Origin of the sequence: Limobrevibacterium gyesilva (assembly GCF_025989185.1) — a bacterium.
Taxonomy (GTDB): Bacteria; Pseudomonadota; Alphaproteobacteria; order Acetobacterales; family Acetobacteraceae; genus Limobrevibacterium; species Limobrevibacterium gyesilva.
In genome coordinates, this window is the sequence record NZ_JAPDNT010000006.1 from 140,771 (window position 1) to 161,144 (window position 20,374).

Genomic DNA, 20,374 nt, shown 5'->3' on the forward strand with positions numbered 1-20,374 from the left:
ACGGCCTCAGTCCAGGCGCCGGCGGGTCACGGTCAGCGTGGCGCCCACCGCCAGCGCCGCCGCGACCGCAAGCGCCGCGAGGTTCGGCAGCAGCAGCTCCCACACCGTGCCTGCCAGGAACAGTGTCTGCAGGATCGACACCAGATAGCGCGCCGGCACCGCGTAGGTGACGGCCTGCAGCCAGGCGGGCATCGAGGCGATGTCGAACAGCATGCCCGACAGCATCAACGCCGGCATCATCGTCACCAGGAACGCCAGCTGGGCCGCCACGAACTGGTTGCGCGCCAGCGTGGAGATGAACAGCCCCAGCGCCAGCGCGAACACCAGGAACAGCGACGACGCCGCGAGCAGCGGCAGCATGCCGCCGCGGAACGGCACGCCGAACAGGAGAATGGCCATCGCGACGGCGCCCAGCATCGCGGCCATGCTCAGCACGAAATAGCAGCCCAGCTTGGCCACGATCAGCTCGCCCATATGGGCCGGGCTCGCCAGCATGCTCTCCATCGTGCCGCGCTCCCACTCGCGCGCCACGATCAGCGCGGTGAGCAACGTGCCAGTCATGGACATGACGTAGGCGATCATGCCCGGCACGATGAAATCCGCCGACCGCAGCTCGGGGTTGAACCAGTAGCGATGCTCCAGCGAAATGCCGCCGGACGGCAGCAGCCGCAATTCATGCGCGCGGCCGCTCAGCCAGGTGAGCAGCGCCCCCTGCACATAGCCTTCCAGCACCCGCGCCGTGTTGGGGTCGGTCGCATTCGCCACCAGTTGCGCCGGCGCAGGCCAGCGCGCGGGGCGGCGCAGGCGCTCGGCGAACTCCTCGCGCAGAACCAGCATGCCGCGCACGTCGCCCGCGATCATCCGGGCCTCGCCGGCGGCGGCGCTGTCCACGCGGACGACGTCGAGATAGGGCGAGGCGGCGAGCGCCTGCAGGATTTCGCGCGTGTCCTCGGCCGGCGCCTCCACCAGCACGGCCACACGCATCTCGCGCGCATCCAGCGAAATGCCGAAGCCGTTCACCACCAGCAGCAGCACCGGCAGCAGGAAGGCGATCAGCAGGGCCGAGGGGTCGCGCAGGATCTGCAGGACCTCCTTGCGCACCAGGCCGCGCATGCGCATCCAGCTTGTCATGCCGCCAGCTCCGCCGGCCCGGCCGCGACCAGGGCGATGAACGCGTCCTCCAGCGTCGGATCGGGCAGGCCCGCGCTGCGCACGCGGGCGCGCAACTCCGCCGGCGTTCCGGTGGCCACCAGCCTGCCGGCGCTGACGATGGCCAGCCGGTCGCAATACTCTGCCTCGTCCATGAAATGGCTGGTCACCAGCACAGTGACGCCGGCCTGCGCCAGCGCGCCGATGCGGGCCCAGAAGGCGCGGCGGGTCAGCGGGTCCACGCCCGAGGTCGGCTCGTCCAGGAACAGGATGTCCGGCCCGTGCAGCAAGGCGGCCGCCAGGGCCAGTCGCTGCTTCACGCCCAGCGGCAGGTTGCCGGCGACGTCGCCCGCGACACCGGCAAGGTCGTAGCGCTGCAGCGCCTGTGCGATGGCCTGCGCCCGGGTGGCGCGGGACAGGCCGTAGACGCGGGCGAAGAATGCCAGATTCTCGGCGACCGACAATTCGCCATAGAGCGAGAAGCGCTGCGCCATGTAGCCGATGCGCGCGCGCGCGGCCGCGGGCGCGCGCAGCATGTCCTGCCCGGCCACGCGCGCCGTGCCGCCACTGGGCTGCAGCAGGCCGCATAGCATGCGGAAGGTCGTGGACTTGCCCGCGCCGTTCGGCCCCAGCAGGCCGAAGATCTCGCCGCGCGCCACCGAGAAGCTCACATGGTCCACCGCGGTGAACGCCCCGAAGCGCCGCACCAGGTCGCGCACCTCGATGGCGGGGCCGTCGCCCGCTTGCGGGCGGATCGGCTCCGTCGGCGGCGGCGGCGCGGCAGCCGTGGCGAGGCGGTCGACGAAGCCGTCCTCGAAGCGCGGCGGCGCCGGTGCCAGCGCGGTGCCGCCAAGGGACGCGGCGTCCGGGACTGCCGCATCCGCGTGAAGGACCAGCCGCAGCGTGTCGCCCTGGACCGCGGCGTCCAGCACGCCCGGATGTGCTGCGGCCCGCCGCGCGGCGTCGCGCCGGGACGCCGCCGGCACCGCCAGCCGGAACACCCGGCCCTGCATCGGGGCCAGGAACCCGGCCGGCGGCCCGGCCGCCAGCATCCGCCCCTCGTGCAGCAGCAGCACCTGGCCGCAGCGCTCGGCCTCGTCGAGATAGGCGGTGGCCCAGACCACGCCCATCCCGTCCTCCCGCCCCTCCTCCAGCATCTGCGACACGATGGACCACAGCTCGCGCCGCGATGCCGGGTCCACGCCCACCGACGGCTCGTCCAGCAGCAGCAGGCGCGGCCGCGCCAGCAGGGCGCAGGCGAGGCCGAGCTTCTGCTTCATCCCGCCGGAGAGCTGTCCCGCCAGCCGCGCGGTGAACGGGGCGAGGCCGGTGAAGCGCAGCAGCCGCGCCACGCGCTCGGTCCGCAACCCGGCAGGCAGCTGGTGCAGGTCGGCGAACAAGGAGAGGTTCTCGGCGACGCTGAGGTCTTCATACAGCCCGAAGCGCTGCGGCATGTAGCCGATGCCGGCATGCGCCGCCTGCGCGTCCGTCGCCATATCGTGGCCCAGCACAGTCACCCGCCCGCCAGTGGGGCGCAACAGCCCGGCCAGCAGGCGCAGCACCGTGGTCTTGCCGGCGGCGTCCGGGCCCACGACCCCGGTGATCATGCCCGGCGGAATAACGGCTGAAATGCCGTCCAGCGCCACCCGCGGCGGCGCCCCGCGCGCACCGGGGAAGACGTGGCGCAGGCCGCTGATCTCCGCCAATGCCGGGGGCATGGCTCAGCCGCCCGGAAGCTGGATCGTCACCGGCATGCCCTGGCGCAGCGCGTCGTCCGGGTTCTCGATGCGGATGCGCAGGCGATACACCAGCTGGGTGCGAAGCTCGGGCGTCTCCACGGTCTTCGGCGTGAACTCCGCCACCGGCGAGACATAGCCGACGCGCCCGCGCCAGGCATGGCCGCCATCGCTCGACACCCGCACCTCGGTGCCCGGCGCGACCCGGCCCAGCAGCGGCTCGGGCGCGAAGGCGCGCACCCACACCTCGCCGGCGATGGCTATCGAGTAGACCGCCGATCCCGGCAGGACCACCGTTCCGGGCTCGATCACCCGCGTCATCACCACGCCGTCGGTGGGCGCGGTCAAGCGGGTATGGGACAGCTGCACCGCGGCGAGCTTGGCCGTGGAATCAGCCGAGCGCAGTTGCGCGCGCGCGGCCTCGATCTCCTGCGGTCGCGGCCCCGCCACCGCCTCGGCCAGCGCCGCCTTGTACTGCGCCAATGCGGCACGCCCGGCGTCCAGCGCCATCCGTGCATCGTCATAGGCCTGCCGCGACGCGACATCGCGCCGCACCAGATCCTCCTGGCGCGCGAAGGTCGCCTCGGCATGCGCCAGCGTCGCCTGGGCGTTGGCGACATTGGCGCGCGCCTGGTCGATCTGCTCCGGCCGCGTGCCGGCCAGCAACAGATCGAGCTGCGCCTTGGCCGCGTCGCGCCGCGCCTCCGCCAGGGCGTAGGCCTGCTGGTAGGTTGCGTCGTCCAGTTCGGCGACCAGTTCGCCGGACCTGACCGCGTCGCCTTCCCGCCTGGCCATAGCCTGGACCGCGCCCGCGGCCTGGAAGGCGAGGTCCACCTGGCGGATCTCCACATTGCCGAACATCGTGCCCGGCGACGGGACCGACCGGGCGCGCTCGACCGCCAGCACCCCAACCCCGGCCAGCGCGGCCAGCACAACCACCGGCAGCACTACGCGCCGGACCGTCCCGAAACTCGCCAACCTCGCTCTCCCTCGCCCCTCCCGGGCGCCCGGGACGGGTTGCTTATGCATGCTACACGGTTACGGGGCGTTGACATGCATCAAGGAGAGCCGGTTGCGGCGCGCGGGCGCACCGTTCAGGCCACCGGCCAGGGACGTTGCGCCGGCCGCATCCGCTCCCACGCGCGCCCCAGCTGCAGCACACCGAGGTCATCGAACCGGTGCCCGACGATCTGCAGGCCGATCGGCAGGCCGCCAGCAGTGTAGCCGCAGTTGATCGAGAGCGCCGGCTGCTCGGACATGTTGAAGGCGACGGTGAAGCCGATATGTTCGAACGGGCGCGCGGGATCGTTGGTCGGGCACGGCCAGTCCGCGCGATAGGACGGCATCGGCGCGGTCGGCGAAATGATGAAGTCATAAGGCTGGCAGGCCTGCACCGCGGCGGCGCTCATTTCGATGATGCGGTTGAAGCCGCGATACACCTCCAGCCCGGAAAGCCCCTCGGCCGCCTCGATCCAGGCGCGGATGAACGGCAGCACCTTCTCGCGCCGCTCCCGCGGCAGGCGCGAATAGTCGGACCAGGAGCGGGTGCGCCAGAACCGGTCGAGGCCATCCAGCATCTCCGGCGTGAGGAACGGCGCCACCGGCTCCACGATCGCGCCCTGCGCCTCGAACAGCCGCGCCGCCGCCGCGACCGCCGCCTGCACCTCGGGCTCGGCGGCCGCGCCGATGCCGGGATAGGCCAGCACGCCGATGCGCAGCCCCTTCACGTCGCGGTCCAGCGCGCGCCAGGCGATGTCCGCTGGCGGCAGGCTCATGTGGTCGTGCCAGTCCGGCTGCGACAGCACCTCCATCAGCAACGCGCTGTCGGCCACGGTGCGGGTCATCGGGCCGGCGACGCGGCCGATATAGGGGGGATCGATCGGCACGCGCCCGAAGCTCGGCTTCAGCCCGACGATGCCGCACCAGCCCGCGGGCAGGCGGACCGAGCCGCCGATATCGGTGCCGAGATGCAGCGGCCCGTAGCCCGCCGCCGCCGCACTGCCGGCGCCGGCCGACGAGCCGCCGGGATTGCAATCGGTGTTCCAGGGATTGCGCGCCAGCTTGTGGAAGCTGGAAAGCCCAGAGGACAGCATGCCGTAGTCGGGCATGGTGGTTTTGCCCAGGATCACCGCCCCGGCCGCGCGCACGCGTGCCGCCGGCGGCGCGTCCCCGGCGGCCGGCACCAGGTCGTTCGCGGCCGTGCCCAGCGGCACCGGCGTGCCCTTGGTCGCGATGTTCTCCTTGATGGTGATGGGCACGCCGTCCAGCGCGCCCACCGGCGCGCCGCGCCGCCAGCGCGCCTCGGACTCGCGCGCCGCCGCCCGGGCGCCCTCGGGATCGAGCGCCCAGGTGGCGTTCAGCGCCGGCTCGAACGCCGCGATGCGCGCCAGCACCGCCTCGGTCACCTCCACCGGCGACAGCGACTGCGCCTTGTAGGCATCGAGCAGTTCAACGGCGCTGAGATCGGGCAGGTCGGTCATGGCAAGCCTCCGGTTCCAATCAACGTTCGCGCGACAGGCGCGGGTCCAGCAGGTCGCGCAGCCCGTCGCCCAGCAGGTTCAGGCCGAGCACGGACAGGGTGATCGCCACCCCCGGGAACACCGCCAGCAGCGGCGCACGGTAGATGAAGGTCTGCGCGTCGTTGAGCATCCGCCCCCAGCTGGGAAACGGCGGCTGCGTGCCCAGGCCCAGATAGGACAGGCCGGCATCGGCGACGATCGCCAGCGCGAACTGGATCGTCGCCTGCACCAGCAGCACCGCGGAGATGTTGGGCAGCACGTGGCGCCACATGATCGCGGCCTCGCCGCGCCCGGTGGCGCGTGCGGCCATGACGAACTCCTGCGCGCGCACCGCCAGCGCCGCACCGCGGGCCACGCGGGCGAACACCGGGATGTTGAAGATGCCGATCGCCAGCATGGCATTGACCGCCCCCGGCCCGGCCAGCGCGGTGATCATCACCGCGGTCAGCAGCGCCGGGAAGGCGAAAGCGAGGTCGGTGGCGCGCATCACCAGGTTGTCGATCCAGCCACCCATGGCGGACGCCAGCGCGCCCAGCGGAATGCCGATCCCCGCCCCCACCACCACCGCGATCAGCGCCACCGACAGCGAGCTGCGCGCGCCGGCCATGATCATCGACAGCACGTCGCGCCCGAACGGATCGGTGCCGAGCAGATGCGCGGCCGAGGGCGCGGCCAGCTTGTGCAGGATGTCGATCTTCGTCGGCGGATACGGCGTCCAGACCAGCGAGACCAGCGCCATCGCCACCATCGCGACGGTCAGCACGCCGCCGACCAGCAGGCTGCTGCGGCGCCAGGGGCGGTTCATTGCGCCCCTTCCCGGCTGATGCGCGGATCAAGCCCGAGATAGGCGAGGTCGACGAGGAAATTCACCACGATGACGCTGCCGGCGAGCAGCACCACCAGGTCCTGCACCACGATCAGGTCGCGCTGCGCGATCGCCTGGAAGATCAGCCGGCCCAGGCCCGGCAGGGTGAACACGTTCTCGATGATCACGGTGCCGGCCATCAGGAACGAGAACTGCAGCCCGATGATCGTCACCACCGGGATCAGCGCGTTCGGCACCGCATGCCGCCACAGCGCCGCCGCCCCGGTCAGCCCCTTGGCCAGCGCCGTGCGCACATAGTCCTGCCCCAACGTCTCCAGCACCGCCGAGCGGGTGACACGCGCCAGGATCGCCGCCTGCGGCAAGGCCAGCGCCAGCGCCGGCAGCAGCAGCGAGCGGATCGCGGCCCACGCGCCCTTGTCCCAGCCGGCGAAGCCGCTGGCGGGGAACAACGGCAGCGTCACCGCGAACAGCAGGATCAGCAGCAGCCCCAGCCAGAAATTCGGCAACGCCACGCCCACCTGCGCGATGCCCATCAGCGTGGTGTCGGCCGCCCGCCCGCGCCGCGCTGCGGCCAGCACGCCGACGGGAATGGCGATCGCCGTAGACAGCAGGATCGCCATCACCGCCAGCGGCAGGCTGACCATCACGCGCTGGCCGATCAATTCCGAGACCGGCACGCTGTAGGTGTAGCTGATGCCGAAATCCCCGCGCACGAGGCCCCAGATCCAGGCGAGGTAGCGAACCCATGCCGGCTGGTCGAGGCCCATCTGGTGGCGCAGCGCCGCCAGCGTGTCCTCGCGCGCCGACGTGCCCAGCATCAGCGACGCGGGATCGCCGGGCAGCACGTCCAGCACCAGGAACACGACCAGCGAGGCCGCCAGCAGCGTCAGGACAAGCGCCACCAGCCGCCGGGCGATGAACCCGCTCACCCCAACGCTAGTCCGCCCAGGACACCCCGGTCAGGTCGTTCGCGGGGATCGGGTTGTTGTCCCACAGGCCGCGCAGCCTGGCGTTCCACACGCCGACCTTGGCCAGCGCGTACAGGAACACGTTCGGCTCGTCTTCCGACAGCTTGCGCTGCAACTGCTCCAGCAATGCGAGCTGCGCCTTCGGATCGACCGCTTCCTGGTACTGCTTGTACAGCGCCTTGTACGCGGGGCTCTGGTAGTTGAAGTAGTATTTGTCGCGGGCGTAGATGTCGAGGTCGCGCGCCTCGGTGTGGCTGATGATGGTCATGTCGAAATCGGACTGCTTGAACACCTGGTCCAGCCACTGCGCCCATTCCACCGGCACCAGCTTCGCGGTGATGCCCACCTGCTCCAGCATCGCCGCGATCACCTCGCCGCCGCGCCGCGCATAGGCCGGCGGCGGCAGCTTGATCACCATCTCCGTGCCCGGCTTCACGCCGGCCTCGGCCAGCAGCGCCTTCGCCTTGGCGGGGTCGTACGGATACGCGCCGGTGAGGTCGACATAGCCGGGATCGCCGGGAATGTAGTGCGAGCCGATCGGCTTGCCGTAGCTCGACAGCGCGTCGATCAGCGCGGCCCGGTCCACCGCATAGGCCAGCGCGCGGCGCACGCGCAGGTCGCTGAACGGCTTGCGGTCGTTGTTCAGCGCCAGGATCGTCTTGCCCGCCGTGGTGCCGACGCGCACGGTGAAGCGCGGGTCCTTGCGGATGGCGTCCAGCGCCTCGGGCGCGGGGAAGTTCGGATAGGCGTCGAGGTCGCCGGCCATCACCGCCGCGGTGGCCGCCGACGGATCGGCGATGAAGCGGAACGTCGCCGCCGCCAGCTTCGGCTTCTCGCCCCAGTAGTCGGCGTTGCGCACCATCTCCACCCGGTCGCCCTTCACCCAGCGGGTGAAGCGGAACGGCCCGGTGCCGATCGGGTTGGTCTTGTTGGTCGCCACCGAATTCGGCGCCACCATCACCGCGTCGCCCCAGCCCATGCCGAACAGGAAGCCCGCGGCTGGCCGCTTCAGCGTGACCACCGCCGTGGCGGGGTCGGGGCAGGCGGTGCCGGCGATCGGTTCGAACAGCCCCTTCTGCGCGTTCACGCTGTCCGGCGCCACCGCGCGCTCGTAGGAGAATTTCACGATCCCGCAGTCGAACGGCGTGCCGTCGTGGAACTTCACCCCCGTGCGCAGCTTGAACGTGTAGGTGAGCCCGTCCGGCGACACCGTCCAGCTCGCCGCCAGCGCCGGCTGCACCTCGCCCCTGGCGTCGATGCGCGTCAGGCCCTCGAAGATGTTGGCGTAGGTCACCTCGCGAATCGCCGAGGCGGCGCCGGCGGTCGGGTCGAGATGCGGCGGCTCCAGCACCATGCCGAGCGTCAGCGTGTCCTTGGCCTGCGCCGGGGCCGCACCCAGTGTCGCGGCCAGCGCGGCGGTGGCCAGCGCGGTGGCGAGATATCGGCTCATGGCGAGCTCTCCCTTGCGTGTCGCTGCGGAGTGCAACAGCCGCATCCCCCATCGGTCAAGAGCAGGCGCCGCGGGAGTGTTGCGTCGCAGCGTAACCGGCCACACACTCGCATCGATCCAACAGCAGCCGAGGCGTCCATGTCCCTCCGCCATGCCCTTGCCGCCGCCATCCTGCTTGTGACAACGCCGGCCTGGGCGAACCGCGACGTCTTCGTTGTCGATACGGTGGGCAGCCCGGCCTCGCTCGACCCGCAGGTGCAGTGGGACCCGGACAGCTATTTCGTCTACCGCAACGTGTTCGACAACCTGGTCACTCGCGACCAGTCCGGCAAGATCGTGCCACAGGTCGCGACCGCATGGTCGTACCAGTCCGACACGGCGATCACCTTCAAGATCCGCGACGGCATCACCTTCCATGACGGCACGAAGCTGACGCCCGAGGACGTGGTGTTCAGCTCCGGCGCATCACCGACCCGGCCTTCAAAAGCCCGCAGCTCAGCCAGTTCGACACCATCACCGCCGCAGAGGTCACTGGCCCGAACGAAGTCCGCCTGACCACGAAGCGCGCCTATCCGGTGCTGCTGGCGCAGCTCACCAAGCTGTCCATCGTGCCGAAGGCGGCGGTCGAGAAGCTCGGCAACGAAGCCTTCAACCAGGCCCCCGTCGGCAGCGGCCCGTATCGCCTGACCGGCTTCACCCGCGGCGTGAAAGCCGAGTTGGCGGCGGTCCCGGACTATTGGCGCGGCACCCCGCCGTTCCCGCGCGTCGAGTTCCGGCCGGTGCCGGACGAGAGCACCCGGCTGGCCAACCTGCGCAGCGGCCGTTCCGACATCACCCGCATCCTGCTGACCGACGACGCCGATGCACTGAAGTCCGAACGCCAGATCAAGGTGCTGTGGACGCCGGTCGAGCGCGTGGCGATGATCGCGCTGAACGCCCTGGTGGGGCCGACCAAGGACAAGCGCGTGCGCGAGGCCATCGCGCACGCCATCGATCGCGACCTGATCGTGGAAGCCCTGCTGAAAGGCTACGGCAAATCCGTCGACCAGATGATGCCGCCCTCCAATTTCGGCTGGATCGACGGCCTGCCCGGCTACAAATACGATCCTGCCCGCGCCCGTGCCCTGCTGAAGGAAGCCGGCATCGCGCCCGGCACCAAGGTGACCTTCCCCACCGCCCCCAGCTTCGACCAGCGGGTGGTGCAGGCCATCCACCAGATGCTCGGCGACATCGGCCTCGATGCCCAGATCGGCATGGTCGATATCGGCACCTATCTGCGCCTGCGCCAGGGGCGGCCCGAAGAGGCCGGCGAGGTGAGCTTCTTCCGCTGGTCCTGCGGCTGCCAGGACGCCGACGGGGTGCTGTTCCCGCTGTTCCACAGCAGCAGCCAGTGGTCGAAATACACCAACCCGGCGCTGGACGCGCAAATCGAGGCCGGCCGTGACACGCTCGACGAGAAATCCCGCCTGGACCACTACCGCCGCGCCCTGACCATCATCCACGACGACGTCGCCGCGGTGCCGCTCTACCAGGACGTGATGATGTTCGCCGCGCGCAAGGAAGTGAAATGGCAGCCGACCGCCAACGAGGCGTTCTTCCTGATGGACATGTCCTGGGCGCCGTGACGAGGCGCGGAACGCCCGGGGCGCCTGCCTAAGGCACCGGCCGGAAGCTCGCGGCGAAGGTGCGTTCGTCCGTGCGCGGTTCGATGGCGATGCCTTTGCGGGCGGCCCAGGTGGTGGCCTGGAAGTGCAAGGGGATGATCGCTTCCGTCGTCACCGCGAGATGTGCGGCCTTGCGCAGCAGGTCCAGCCTCGCCTGGTCGTCGACGGTGGCCAGCGCCCTGGTCAGGTAATCATCCACCTGCGGGTTGCAGTAGTGGCTCCAGTTATAGAGTCCGCCGCCGCTTTTCGGGTTCTGGCAGGCGATGATGGCGCGCAGGATCGAGCTGGATTCCCCGGTCTGCGAGCCGAAGCCGATCAGCCCGAACGAGAACTCGCCCTTGGCGCCGCGCGACGCATAGGACGCCATCGGAATCGTCTCCACCTTGGCGGCGATGCCGATGCGGGTGAGCATCTGGGCGACGGCCTGCACGATCTGCGCGTCGTTCACCAGGCGGTCGTTCGGGCCGTGGATGGTGAGGGCGAATCCGTCGGGATAGCCGGCCTCGGCCAGGAGCCGCTTCGCTCCCTCGGGGTCGAACTTCACCACGGTCAGCGTGGGGTCGTAGCCGAACAGCGTTTCCGGCACGAGGTTGTTGGTGGGATAGCCCAGCCCTGCCATCACCCGGTCGGCGATCGCCTCGCGGTTGATCGCCATCGACATGGCGCGCCGCACCCGCTCGTCGGCCAGCGGGTTCTTCGCAAGCTTGCCGCCATCCCTGGCGGTGACCTGCGGCGTGTCGGCGCGGCCGGAATCGACATAGAAATAGACCAGCCGCCCCGACACTTTCTGCGCGTAGACCAGCTTCGGGTTCGCCTTGACCTGGGCGAGGTCGGCGGTCGGCACGCCCTCGATCGCGTCCACGTCGCCGGACAGCAGGGCGGCGAGACGCGAGGCGTTGTTGGGAATGAAGCGCACGCTCACATGGTCCCAGGCCGGGCCCGTGCCCCAGGCGGTGTCGTTGCGCGCGAGCTCGACCCGGTCATCGCGCTGGAACGAGACGAAGCGATAGGGGCCGGTGCCGACCATGCCCTTGCCGCGCGCAAAATCCTCGGCGGCCAGCCCCTCGGTCGCCTTGCGGTTGAGGATATAGATCACGCTGAGGTCGCTCAGCAGCAGCGGATAGGGCCCGTTGGTGGTGATGCGCAGCGTGGTCGCGTCCACCGCGGTCTTGGTGGCGATGGAGCGGGTGTAGATGCCGAATCCCGCGGGGCTGTTCACCAGGGTCGCCGGCCGGTCCAGCGACCAGATCACGTCGTCGGCGGTCAGCTTGGTGCCGTCATGGAAGCGCACGTCCTTGCGCAGGCGGAATTCCCAGGTGCGGTCGTCGATCACGCGCCAGGATTCGGCGAGCCACGGCATCAGCCGGCTGTCCGCGTCCATGCGCACCAGCGTATCGAACATGTTCTGCGCCACGTTCAGGTTGGCGCCGAGATTGTGGAATTGCGGGTCCATCGCGCTGGGGGAGGAGCTCAGCGCCAGCTTCAGGTCGGCGGCCTGTGCCGGCACGGCAAGGGCGAGTGCCGCCATTGCGCCGAGCATGGCCTTAAAATGAAATCGCATCGCCTTCCCCCTCGCCTCGTTGCCGCGGATATTCCGTCGGCGTCCCGGGCGAGTCAAAGAATGCCGGGGTCAGATCCTCCCAGGGAGTTGCGCGCAATCGGCGCCGCATTGATAGGTCCAGGCATGCGCGTCGGCCCGGCGCCACGGTGCCGCCAGCACCGGCGGGGGGTTCGTCTGCCACATGGAGGCGTCAACGCGCTGCCACGCCGCTGCCAGGGTGGCGTTGCCCAGATGGTGGGCATCCAGCACCACCAGCGCCGACGCGTCGCCCGATGCCGCGCCATCTGCCATCGGCATCGCCACACTGTACAGGTCCGTCGGCTTGGCGCCGGCGCCGGTCGCCCCCAAAATGGTTGCCAACCCCATGGCCACGCCGATGCCGGCGCGGACTATTTGATGGTGATGCATCGCTCGCCCCCTTTCATTCCCCACTCCGTTCGTTCCGGAGATCGTGACATAAGCCGCCGTGGCCGTGTCAAAGCCTTGCTGTTGACCTTGCGGCGTGGCCGGGGTTGCATGCGGGGTAACTCAGGCGGGGAATGACGATGGGACTGATCCGGCACGACATCGAGGTTCTGGAGGACAGCCCGATCGTCGATGTCTGGCGCATGGGCTACGGCAAGTCCGAGGTGATCGGCATGTTCGCCGGCGAGCCCGACGTGCCCACGCCCGACTTCATCTGCCAGGCCGCGAGCCGGGCCCTGTCCGAGGGCAAGACCTTCTACACCCCGAACCGCGGCATCCCGGCGCTGCGCGAGGCGCTGATCGCCTACAACAAGCGCATCTACGGCGTGGACATCCCGGACCGCCGCATCGCGCTCACGCCGTCCGGCATGAACGCGGTGATGCTGGTGGCGCAGGGCATGGTGAAGCCCGGGGACAACGTGGTGACGATCACCCCGTCCTGGCCGAACATCATGCGGGCCATGCAGATCTGCGGCGCCGAGGTGCGCGAGGTGGCGATGACCTCGGGCAATGACGGCTGGTCGCTCGACCTCGACGCCGTGTTCGCCGCCTGCGACGACAAGACGAAAGTGATCTACACCGCCTCGCCCGGTAACCCGACGGGCTGGATGATCGAGCGCGGGCAGGCCGAGGCGATGCTGGCCTTCGCCCGCAAGCGCAACATCGCCATCCTGTCCGACGAGGTCTATCACCGCCTGGTCTATGACCGGCCGGTGGCGTTCAGCTTCCTCGACATCGCCGGGCCGAACGACCCGGTGTTCGTGGTCAACAGCTTCTCCAAGGCCTGGGCGATGACCGGCTGGCGGCTCGGCTGGGTGATCTATCCCGAGGGTTGCGTCGACGCGTTCGAGAAGCTGATCCAGTTCAACACCTCCGGCGCCCCGGAGTTCCTGCAACACGGCGCCATCGCCGCCCTGCGCGACGGCGAGGATTTCGTGAAGTTCTTCGCCGAGCGCTGCCGCATGGGGCGCGAGGTGGTGAACGCCCGACTGGCCCGCATGCCGCGCGTGCGCAACGTGCCGAACCAGGGCAGCTTCTACGCCATGTTCGAAGTGGACGGCGTGACCGACACGCTGGCCTTCTGCAAGCGCGCGGTCACCGAGGCGCAGATCGGCATGGCGCCGGGCATCGCCTTCGGCAAGGGCGCGGAACGCCATATCCGCCTGTGCTACGCCAAGAGCACCGAATTGCTGACCGAGGCGATGGACCGCCTGGAAGCCTTCGTCGCCACCTATCAGGAAGGCTGATGCAGCCCGATCCGCGCACGCTGGCGTGCCTCGAGCGGCTGATCGGCTTCGACACGGTCAGCCGCAACTCCAACCTCGACTGCATCGACTGGGCGCGAGCGCACATGGAAGCGCATGGCGCGCGCACGCGGATGGTCTGGAACGCCGACCGCACCAAGGCGAACATGCTGGCCACGTTCGGCGAGGGTCCCGGCGGCATGGTCCTGTCCGGCCATGTCGACGTGGTGCCGGTGGACGGCCAGGACTGGAGCAGCGACCCGTTCACCGCCACCGTCCGCGACGGCCGCGTCTATGGCCGTGGCGCCTGCGACATGAAGGGCTTCGATGCGGTGGTGCTCGGCCATGTGCCGGACTACGCCGCCGCGAAGCTGAAGCAGCCGATCCATGTGGCGCTCACCTATGACGAGGAGCTGGGCTGCCTGGGCATCCCGCATCTGATTTCCGCCATGCGTGCCTGGGACATCCGCCCAACCGGCTGCATCGTCGGCGAGCCGACCTCGATGCGCCTGGTGTCCGCGCACAAGGGCGGCCGGGTGTTCCGCTGCCGGGTGACGGGCAAGGCCGCGCATTCCTCGCTGACGCACACGGCGGTGAATGCCATCGAATACGCGGCCCGCATCATCGCCCGCATCCAGGACATCAGCGATCGCGAGCGCGAGAGCGGGTTGCGCGCCGCCGGCTTCGACGTGCCGTTCACCACCATCTCGACCAACCTGATCTCCGGCGGCAACGGCCCCAACATCGTGCCGGCGCTGGCGGAGTTCGTGTTCGACTACCGCTACGTCCCCGGCTTCGACCCCGACTCGATCATCACCGAGCTTAGGGAGCTGGCGGCGGCGCTGACCGCCCGCATGCAGGCGATCGACCCCGGCACCGGCATCGAATTCATCCCGATCAACGCCATCCCCGCCCTCGCACCCGACGAGGACACCGAGGTGTTCCGCATGGCGCTCGACCTGGTCGTCGACAAAAGCGTGGAAAAGGTCGCCTACGGCACCGAGGCCAGCTTCTTCCAGCAATACGGCGTGCCCAGCATCGTCTGCGGCCCCGGCAGCATCGCGCAGGCCCACAAGGCCGACGAATACGTGGAATTGGACCAGCTGGCCGCCTGCGACCGCTTCATCGCAAGCGTGGTGCGACGGCTTTCGGCATAGACGGACCGGCACGGGTGAATCCAGGAATGATCACGGCAGGCAGCGTGGAAACCCGCGCCTCCTGGACCGCTGCCCTCGCCGCCCTCGCGATCCTGTCGGTGACCTATGGCGCGCCGCTGGTGCTGGTGGTGGCGCTGAAGCCGATCGCGGGCGATCTGGACACGCCCCGCTCGATCCCGGCGCTGGCGAGCTCGCTGGCCTATTTCGGCACCGGCCTGGGCGGCATTCCCATGGGCTGGGTGGCCGAGCGCGTCGGCATGCGCCGCGTCGTCGTGTTCGGCGCGTTGTGTGTGGCCGCGGGCATGCTGGTGTCCACCCAGGGCGGCGTGTGGGGGCTGTATGTCGGGCATGGGCTGCTGATCGGGCTGCTGGGCAACGGCAGCTTCAACGCGCCGATGATGACCTATGTCACCCGCTGGTTCGATCGGCGCCGCGGCACCGCGTTGGCGCTCATCACCAGCGGCCAGTACATCGCCGGGGCGGTCTGGCCCACGGTTTTCGAGCGCGGCATCGAGCATTTCGGCTGGCGCTGGACCATGCTGGGCTTCGGTGCGCTGGAGGTGCTGCTGGTGCTGCCGGTGGCGTTGCTGTTCCTGAGCCCGCCCCCGCCGGCGCCGGCCGCCGGCAGCTATGGCGCCGGCCCGCTGCCCGGACGGCGCGTCCTCGGCTGGCCGCCGAACCTGGTGCTGGGGCTGATGTCGCTCGCGGTGTTCCTGTGTTGCGTGCCCATGGCCCTGCCCGCCGCGCACCTGGTGTCGTTCTGCACCGATCTCGGCTTCAGCGCGGCGCATGGCGCGGCCATGCTGTCGGTGCTGCTGGCCTGCGCCTTCGTCAGCCGGCAGTTCTGGGGCTGGATCGCCGACCGCATCGGCGGGCTGCGCTCGGTGCTGATCGGCTCGACCTTCCAGGCGGTCGCGCTGGCCTGCTTCCTGGCCACCCAGGACGAGATCGGCCTGTTCACCGTCGCCGCCGCCTTCGGCCTCGGTTTCTCCGGCATCGTGCCGGCCTATGTGCTGGGCGTGCGCGAGCTGTTCCCGGCCAGCGAGGCCGGCTGGCGGGTGCCGGTGCTGCTGTTCTTCGGCCTCGCGGGCATGGCCGTCGGCGGCTGGATGGGCGGCGCGATCTACGACCATTTCGGCAACTACGCGCCGGCGTTCGTCGCCGGCGTGGCCTTCAATGTCGTCAACCTCGTGGTGGTCGGCACGCTGGTGGCCCGCCGGCGGCCACTGTGGCCGCGTCGCGCGGACCGGGTCCTGGTCGGGGCGTGACGGACGCCAGGGCCGGTTGATTCGTTCCTGGATCGGTGTGAGAGTGGCTTCTCATTGATCCTGCAACGATAGCTCCCGGGGGCCGTCATTCCCTGCAACCCGAGCCGGCCTTTGCCCGCCCTGATCCCGTCCGCCCTGATCCTGCTGGCGTTCGGCGCGGCCTGCACGCCACGGCCGGTCCAGCCCTTCGCCATGTCCCGCCCGGACGACGATGCGCTGGCTTGCGCGCAGTTGCAGCAGCAGATCGAGGAGAACGCGACCGCCGCGGCCGCATACGCCAAGGCGGACGCGCAACTCGAGAACACCAACATCGCGGCAGGCATTGCGTCCGGGGTGATCGGATTTCCGGCGCTGCTGGCAATGGACCTGTCGCGCGAGGAGCAGATCAAGCTGCGGTCGCTGCAGGACCGGAATCAACGACTGACTTTCCTGAAGGACCAGAAACGATGCTGACTCTCGCGACCCTGCGGACCCTGCCGCGCCGGCTCTCCCGCTTGTCGGGACGTGTCCTGGCGCTGGGCGGGCTCGCGTTGCTGGCGGCCTGCGCCACGCCGGCGGAGCCCGGGCGCATGACGCTCACCCCGGCGCAGGACGCCAAGCCCTTCGCGCCGCAGCTTGCCACCGCCATGTGCGTGCGCGACGTGACCGGTGGATCAACGACCAACCCGCTGTGGGTGTCCCAGGTCGGCAACGACGAGTTCAAGGAGGCGCTGCAGTCCACGCTGCGCAACTACGGGGTGCTGGCCGACGCCAATCCGTGCAGATACCCGATCGACGTCAACCTGCTCGGGCTGTCGCAGCCGATCATGGGATTCGACGCGGAAGTCACCTCGCACGTGAACTACAAGGTGATGAACCCGGCCAACGAGCCGCTCCTGCTTGAGACGATTTCCGCCTCGTACACAGCGAACTTCTCCGAGCACCCGATCGGCGTCGTCCGGCTCAAGCGGGCCAATGAAGGCTCGATCCGCGAGAACATCACGAAGTTCCTGCAACGGCTGCGCGAGACGCCGCCGAAGGCATAGCGACGGATCTGGTCGCGGTACGGGGAACAGCCCCGTACCGTGCCCCTCACCCGATCTTCGCCAGCGCCTGCGTCAGGTCAGCCACGATGTCGTCCACGTGCTCGATGCCCACGGACATCCGAATCGTGGCGTCCGAGATGCCCAGGCGCTCGCGGGTTTCCCGCGGCACGCCGGAATGCACGGTGCTGCTGGGATGGCAGACCAGCGACTCGGTGCCGCCGAGGCTGACCGCGAGCTTGAACACCTGCAGCGCGTTCAGCACCGCGAAGGCCTCGGCCTCGCCGCCCTTCACGTCAAACGAGAACGTGGTGCCGGCGCCCGTGCATTGCCGCTCGAAGACCGCCCGCGCCGGGTCATCCTTGGGCAGCAACGCGGGATAGTAGACGCGCGCCACGTTGGGGTGCGCCGCCAGGAACCGCGTCACGATCTCGGCGTTGCGGCAGGCGGCGTTCATGCGCAGCGACAGCGTTTCCAGCGAGCGCGACAGCATCCAGGCGGAATGCGGGTCGAGCTGCGTGCCGATCGCCCCGCGCAACAGCCGGATCGCCTGTATGCGCGCGCGGCTGCCCACCGCCGCGCCGGCAACCAGGTCCGAGTGGCCGCCGACATACTTGGTCAGCGAATACACCACGATATCGACGCCGTGCCGCAGCGGCTTCTGGAAGATCGGCCCCAGCAGGGTGTTGTCGCACACGATCAACGGCCGCACCCCGTCCTGGCGCGCCGCGATCTCGTCGGCGATCACGCGCAGCTGCGCCAGATCGACCAGGGTGTTCAGCGGGTTCGACGGCGATTCCACGAGGATGACGGAGATGCGCCCCTTCGCCAGCGCCGCATCGGCGGCCGCGCGCACCACCTTGCCGTCGATGCCGTCCGCGAAGCCCTCGGAGCCGACGCCGAACGGGTGCAGCGTGCGCGCCAGCAGCGTCTCGGTGCCGCCATAGAGCGGCTGGCTGTGCAGCACCACGTCGCCCGGCCGCACCAGGGTGAGAAGCGTGGTGGCGATGGCGGACATGCCGCTGGAGAAGATGACGGCGGTCTCCGCCCCTTCGTACACCGCCAGCCGGTCCTCGACGATTTCGCTGTTGGGGTGGTTGAAGCGCGAGTAGACCAGCCCGCCTTCGTCGCCCGCGGGCGGCGTGCGGCGGCCGGCGGTGTAGTCGAAGAAGTCGCGGCCTTCCTCGGCGCTGCGGAACACGAAGGTGGACGTCAGGAACACCGGCGGCTTCACCGCGCCCTCGGACAAGGCGGGGTCGTAGCCGTAGCCGAGCATGAGCGTTTCCGGATGCAGCAGATGGTTGCCGATCCGGTCCTTGCGATAGCGCGATGCCGCCATGGAAGCCTCCTGTGGACGCGGCCGCAGGATAGACGGGGAATCCCGGCAGGGTTCGCCTGAATTGGCGACAGGCCCGCGCAAGAAGGGCATGATCTGCCTGGATTACGCATTCTGAAGGCAGATCATGCTCGACCGCACCGACCGCCGCATCCTGCGCCTGCTGCAGCAGGACGGCAGGATGACCAACCAGAACCTGTCCGAGCACATCGGCATGTCCCCCTCGCCCTGCCTGCGCCGCCTGCGCGCGCTGGAGGAACGCGGGGTCATCCGCGGCTACACCGCCATCCTGGACCAGAAAGCCTGCGGGCTGCCGCTGAACGTGTTCACCTCCATCCGCCTCAACCGGCAGTCAGAGGACGACATCGCCGAGTTCGAAACCGCCATCGCCGGCTGGGACGAAGTGGTGGAGTGCTACCTCATGACCGGCACGCGCGACTATCTGCTGCGCGTGGTGGTGGAGGGGCTGGAAGCCTATGAGCGCTTCCTGAAGCAGCGCATGACCCGGCTGAAATGCATCGGCTCCATCGAATCGAATTTCGCCATGGGAACGGTGAAGAAGACCGCCTCCCTGCCGCTGAAGGCGGATTAGAGCGTGATCGCCACAGGTGGAATCACACGGAGGCGTGAATCACGCGATGAAACAAAGACCTAGAGCCTGATCGGAACGCCTATCGGTTCCGATCAGGCTCTAGGTGTCTGGCCTCGCGGACCGGCCCCCGGGAAGCCTTCCGTCGGGGCAGCAGAGCCCGCCACGGGATCGCCGCAATCACCGGCATTCTGCTGTGCGAATGGCATCCAGAGGACCGTGCCCATGCATTCACGTGTCGTTTTGTCGGCGGTGCTGGCCGGCGCGCTGATGACCGCCGGGGCCCAGGCCAAGCCGCCGCCATGGGCCGGTCACGGGAACGGCGGACCTCCGGGGCAGCAGGCGGGCCCGCAAGGACGCAACGACGCCGGCCCGCGGGATTTCTCGGACCGCGACCGCATGGCGATCCGCAGCTACTATGCGCCCATGGTTTCCGGTGGCTCGTGTCCGCCAGGGCTGGCGAAGAAGAACAACGGGTGTCTGCCACCCGGGCAGGCGCGCCAGTGGGCTGTGGGGCGGCCCTTGGCTCCGAGTGTGGTGATCTACCCGCTGCCGGCCGTCCTGATCGCCCAGCTCAGTCCGGCGCCCGTCGGATATCGCTATGTCCGGGTGGCCTCGGACATTCTGCTGATCGCGGCGGGCACCAGCATGGTGGCTGCCGCGATACAGGACCTGGCTCAATGACCCGCAACGGGGAAACCCCGGCAATGACGACCATTCTGCATCGCATGGCATTCCTGACCGTCGGCATCACGCTTTCTGCTGCGCTGGCGACCGCGCCGTGGACGCTGAGCCACGACCTCACTCTGACAGTCAAGCACGCCAAGGCCGCAGGGGGCGGCAACGGCGGAGGGAACGGAGGGGGCAACGGCGGCGGAAACGGCGGCGGAAACGGGAATGGCGGAGGCGGAGGGCATGGTGGCGGCAACGCCTCCAGCGGCGCCGGCGGCGATCACGCCAGCGGCCATGCGTCCATGGGGTCACCCCATGCCGCATCGGCGTCCACGCTCGGCGGGGCGCATGCGCATGAGCCGGCGCCGGCGAGCCCTGGCGCCCTGAGCAGCGCGCTGGGCGCACTGAACGCGGCCCATGCGTCGCCGCAGGCACGCGCCTCAGCCGCCGCACAGTCGCGGGTCGGCCAGATCGCGGCCTATGACCGGGCCATGATCGCCGCCCTGGCAATGCCGACGGCCACGCCAATGGAGAGAGCAGCCCGGAACCAGGCCATCGCCACGGCACGCAGCACGCAGCTGTCGCCCGCGGCCAACAAGGGCCTGAGCCCAAGCGTTGTCGCCCGGGTCGATGATCTGCTCGGCCTGCCGGCCACCGATCCGTCATTGGGCGTCACGCGCTGAGCGACGGCGAACGGCATCCGCCAGGTGATCCCGGGCTTCGTGGCGCCCCCCTCCCGAGGGGCGTC

Annotated in this window: 18 protein-coding genes and 1 pseudogene; 9 read left to right on the forward strand and 10 right to left on the reverse strand. The window is 69.7% G+C overall.

Features of this window, described 5'->3' with window-relative positions; translation table 11 throughout:
* Positions 1-6: 6 nt before the first annotated feature.
* The 7 genes from OL599_RS10860 to OL599_RS10890 all read right to left on the reverse strand — a co-directional run bounded on the left by OL599_RS10860 (position 7) and on the right by OL599_RS10890 (position 8,648).
* A complete protein-coding gene (locus tag OL599_RS10860) occupies positions 7-1,131 on the reverse strand; it encodes an ABC transporter permease (protein ID WP_264713760.1) in 1,125 nt (374 codons plus the stop codon).
* Positions 1,128-2,867, reverse strand: a complete 1,740-nt coding sequence (locus OL599_RS10865) for an ATP-binding cassette domain-containing protein (RefSeq protein ID WP_264713761.1) — start codon at positions 2,865-2,867, stop codon at positions 1,128-1,130. The genes OL599_RS10860 and OL599_RS10865 overlap by 4 nt, the downstream gene beginning before the upstream one ends.
* A 3-nt stretch (positions 2,868-2,870) precedes the next feature.
* Positions 2,871-3,863 carry an efflux RND transporter periplasmic adaptor subunit gene (locus OL599_RS10870; RefSeq protein WP_264713762.1) on the reverse strand — a complete coding sequence of 331 codons (993 nt, stop codon included), beginning with the start codon at positions 3,861-3,863 and terminating at the stop codon, positions 2,871-2,873.
* A gap of 116 nt (positions 3,864-3,979) precedes the next feature.
* The gene (locus OL599_RS10875) at positions 3,980-5,365 is read right to left on the reverse strand and encodes an amidase (protein ID WP_264713763.1); all 1,386 of its coding nucleotides are present in this window, start codon (positions 5,363-5,365) and stop codon (positions 3,980-3,982) included.
* A gap of 19 nt (positions 5,366-5,384) precedes the next feature.
* Complete coding sequence (locus OL599_RS10880) at positions 5,385-6,209, reverse strand: ABC transporter permease (protein WP_264713764.1); 825 nt, start codon at positions 6,207-6,209, stop codon at positions 5,385-5,387.
* The gene (locus tag OL599_RS10885) at positions 6,206-7,159 is read right to left on the reverse strand and encodes an ABC transporter permease (protein WP_264713765.1); all 954 of its coding nucleotides are present in this window, start codon (positions 7,157-7,159) and stop codon (positions 6,206-6,208) included. The genes OL599_RS10880 and OL599_RS10885 overlap by 4 nt, the downstream gene beginning before the upstream one ends.
* A 7-nt stretch (positions 7,160-7,166) precedes the next feature.
* Complete coding sequence (locus OL599_RS10890; protein WP_264713766.1) at positions 7,167-8,648, reverse strand: ABC transporter substrate-binding protein; 1,482 nt, start codon at positions 8,646-8,648, stop codon at positions 7,167-7,169.
* A gap of 138 nt (positions 8,649-8,786) precedes the next feature.
* Here OL599_RS10890 and OL599_RS10895 point away from each other — a divergent pair.
* Positions 8,787-10,273: pseudogene (locus OL599_RS10895) on the forward strand (ABC transporter substrate-binding protein).
* 28 nt (positions 10,274-10,301) lie between these two features.
* Here the strand turns inward: OL599_RS10895 and OL599_RS10900 are convergent.
* On the reverse strand, positions 10,302-11,873 hold the full coding sequence (locus tag OL599_RS10900) for an ABC transporter substrate-binding protein (RefSeq protein WP_264713767.1): 1,572 nt from the start codon (positions 11,871-11,873) through the stop codon (positions 10,302-10,304).
* Positions 11,874-11,942: 69 nt separating this feature from the next.
* Positions 11,943-12,281 (reverse strand): hypothetical protein, encoded by a 339-nt coding sequence (locus OL599_RS10905; protein ID WP_264713768.1) that lies wholly within the window; start codon positions 12,279-12,281, stop codon positions 11,943-11,945.
* A 137-nt stretch (positions 12,282-12,418) separates the two neighbouring features.
* On the opposite strand from OL599_RS10905, the gene OL599_RS10910 reads away from it, so the two are divergent.
* The 5 genes from OL599_RS10910 to OL599_RS10930 all read left to right on the forward strand — a co-directional run bounded on the left by OL599_RS10910 (position 12,419) and on the right by OL599_RS10930 (position 17,032).
* Positions 12,419-13,585, forward strand: a complete 1,167-nt coding sequence (locus tag OL599_RS10910; protein ID WP_264713769.1) for a pyridoxal phosphate-dependent aminotransferase — start codon at positions 12,419-12,421, stop codon at positions 13,583-13,585.
* Positions 13,585-14,739 (forward strand): acetylornithine deacetylase, encoded by a 1,155-nt coding sequence (gene argE, locus OL599_RS10915; protein ID WP_264713770.1) that lies wholly within the window; start codon positions 13,585-13,587, stop codon positions 14,737-14,739. The genes OL599_RS10910 and argE overlap by 1 nt, the downstream gene beginning before the upstream one ends.
* A 44-nt stretch (positions 14,740-14,783) precedes the next feature.
* Complete coding sequence (locus tag OL599_RS10920) at positions 14,784-16,007, forward strand: MFS transporter (protein ID WP_264713771.1); 1,224 nt, start codon at positions 14,784-14,786, stop codon at positions 16,005-16,007.
* 192 nt (positions 16,008-16,199) lie between these two features.
* Positions 16,200-16,460 (forward strand): hypothetical protein, encoded by a 261-nt coding sequence (locus OL599_RS10925; protein WP_264713772.1) that lies wholly within the window; start codon positions 16,200-16,202, stop codon positions 16,458-16,460.
* Positions 16,454-17,032 (forward strand): hypothetical protein, encoded by a 579-nt coding sequence (locus tag OL599_RS10930; protein ID WP_264713773.1) that lies wholly within the window; start codon positions 16,454-16,456, stop codon positions 17,030-17,032. Before OL599_RS10925 ends, OL599_RS10930 begins: the two co-directional genes overlap by 7 nt.
* 46 nt (positions 17,033-17,078) lie before the next feature.
* Here the strand turns inward: OL599_RS10930 and OL599_RS10935 are convergent, their stop codons facing one another.
* Positions 17,079-18,368 (reverse strand): cystathionine gamma-synthase family protein, encoded by a 1,290-nt coding sequence (locus tag OL599_RS10935; RefSeq protein WP_264713774.1) that lies wholly within the window; start codon positions 18,366-18,368, stop codon positions 17,079-17,081.
* A gap of 124 nt (positions 18,369-18,492) precedes the next feature.
* Here OL599_RS10935 and OL599_RS10940 point away from each other — a divergent pair, with 124 nt between their 5' ends.
* The 3 genes from OL599_RS10940 to OL599_RS10950 all read left to right on the forward strand — a co-directional run bounded on the left by OL599_RS10940 (position 18,493) and on the right by OL599_RS10950 (position 20,309).
* Positions 18,493-18,957: an Lrp/AsnC family transcriptional regulator gene (locus OL599_RS10940; protein WP_264713775.1), complete on the forward strand. Its 465-nt coding sequence runs from the start codon at positions 18,493-18,495 to the stop codon at positions 18,955-18,957.
* Positions 18,958-19,179: 222 nt separating this feature from the next.
* A complete protein-coding gene (locus OL599_RS10945) occupies positions 19,180-19,638 on the forward strand; it encodes a hypothetical protein (protein ID WP_264713776.1) in 459 nt (152 codons plus the stop codon).
* A gap of 23 nt (positions 19,639-19,661) precedes the next feature.
* A complete protein-coding gene (locus OL599_RS10950; protein WP_264713777.1) occupies positions 19,662-20,309 on the forward strand; it encodes a hypothetical protein in 648 nt (215 codons plus the stop codon).
* The last annotated feature ends 65 nt before the right edge of the window (positions 20,310-20,374 follow it).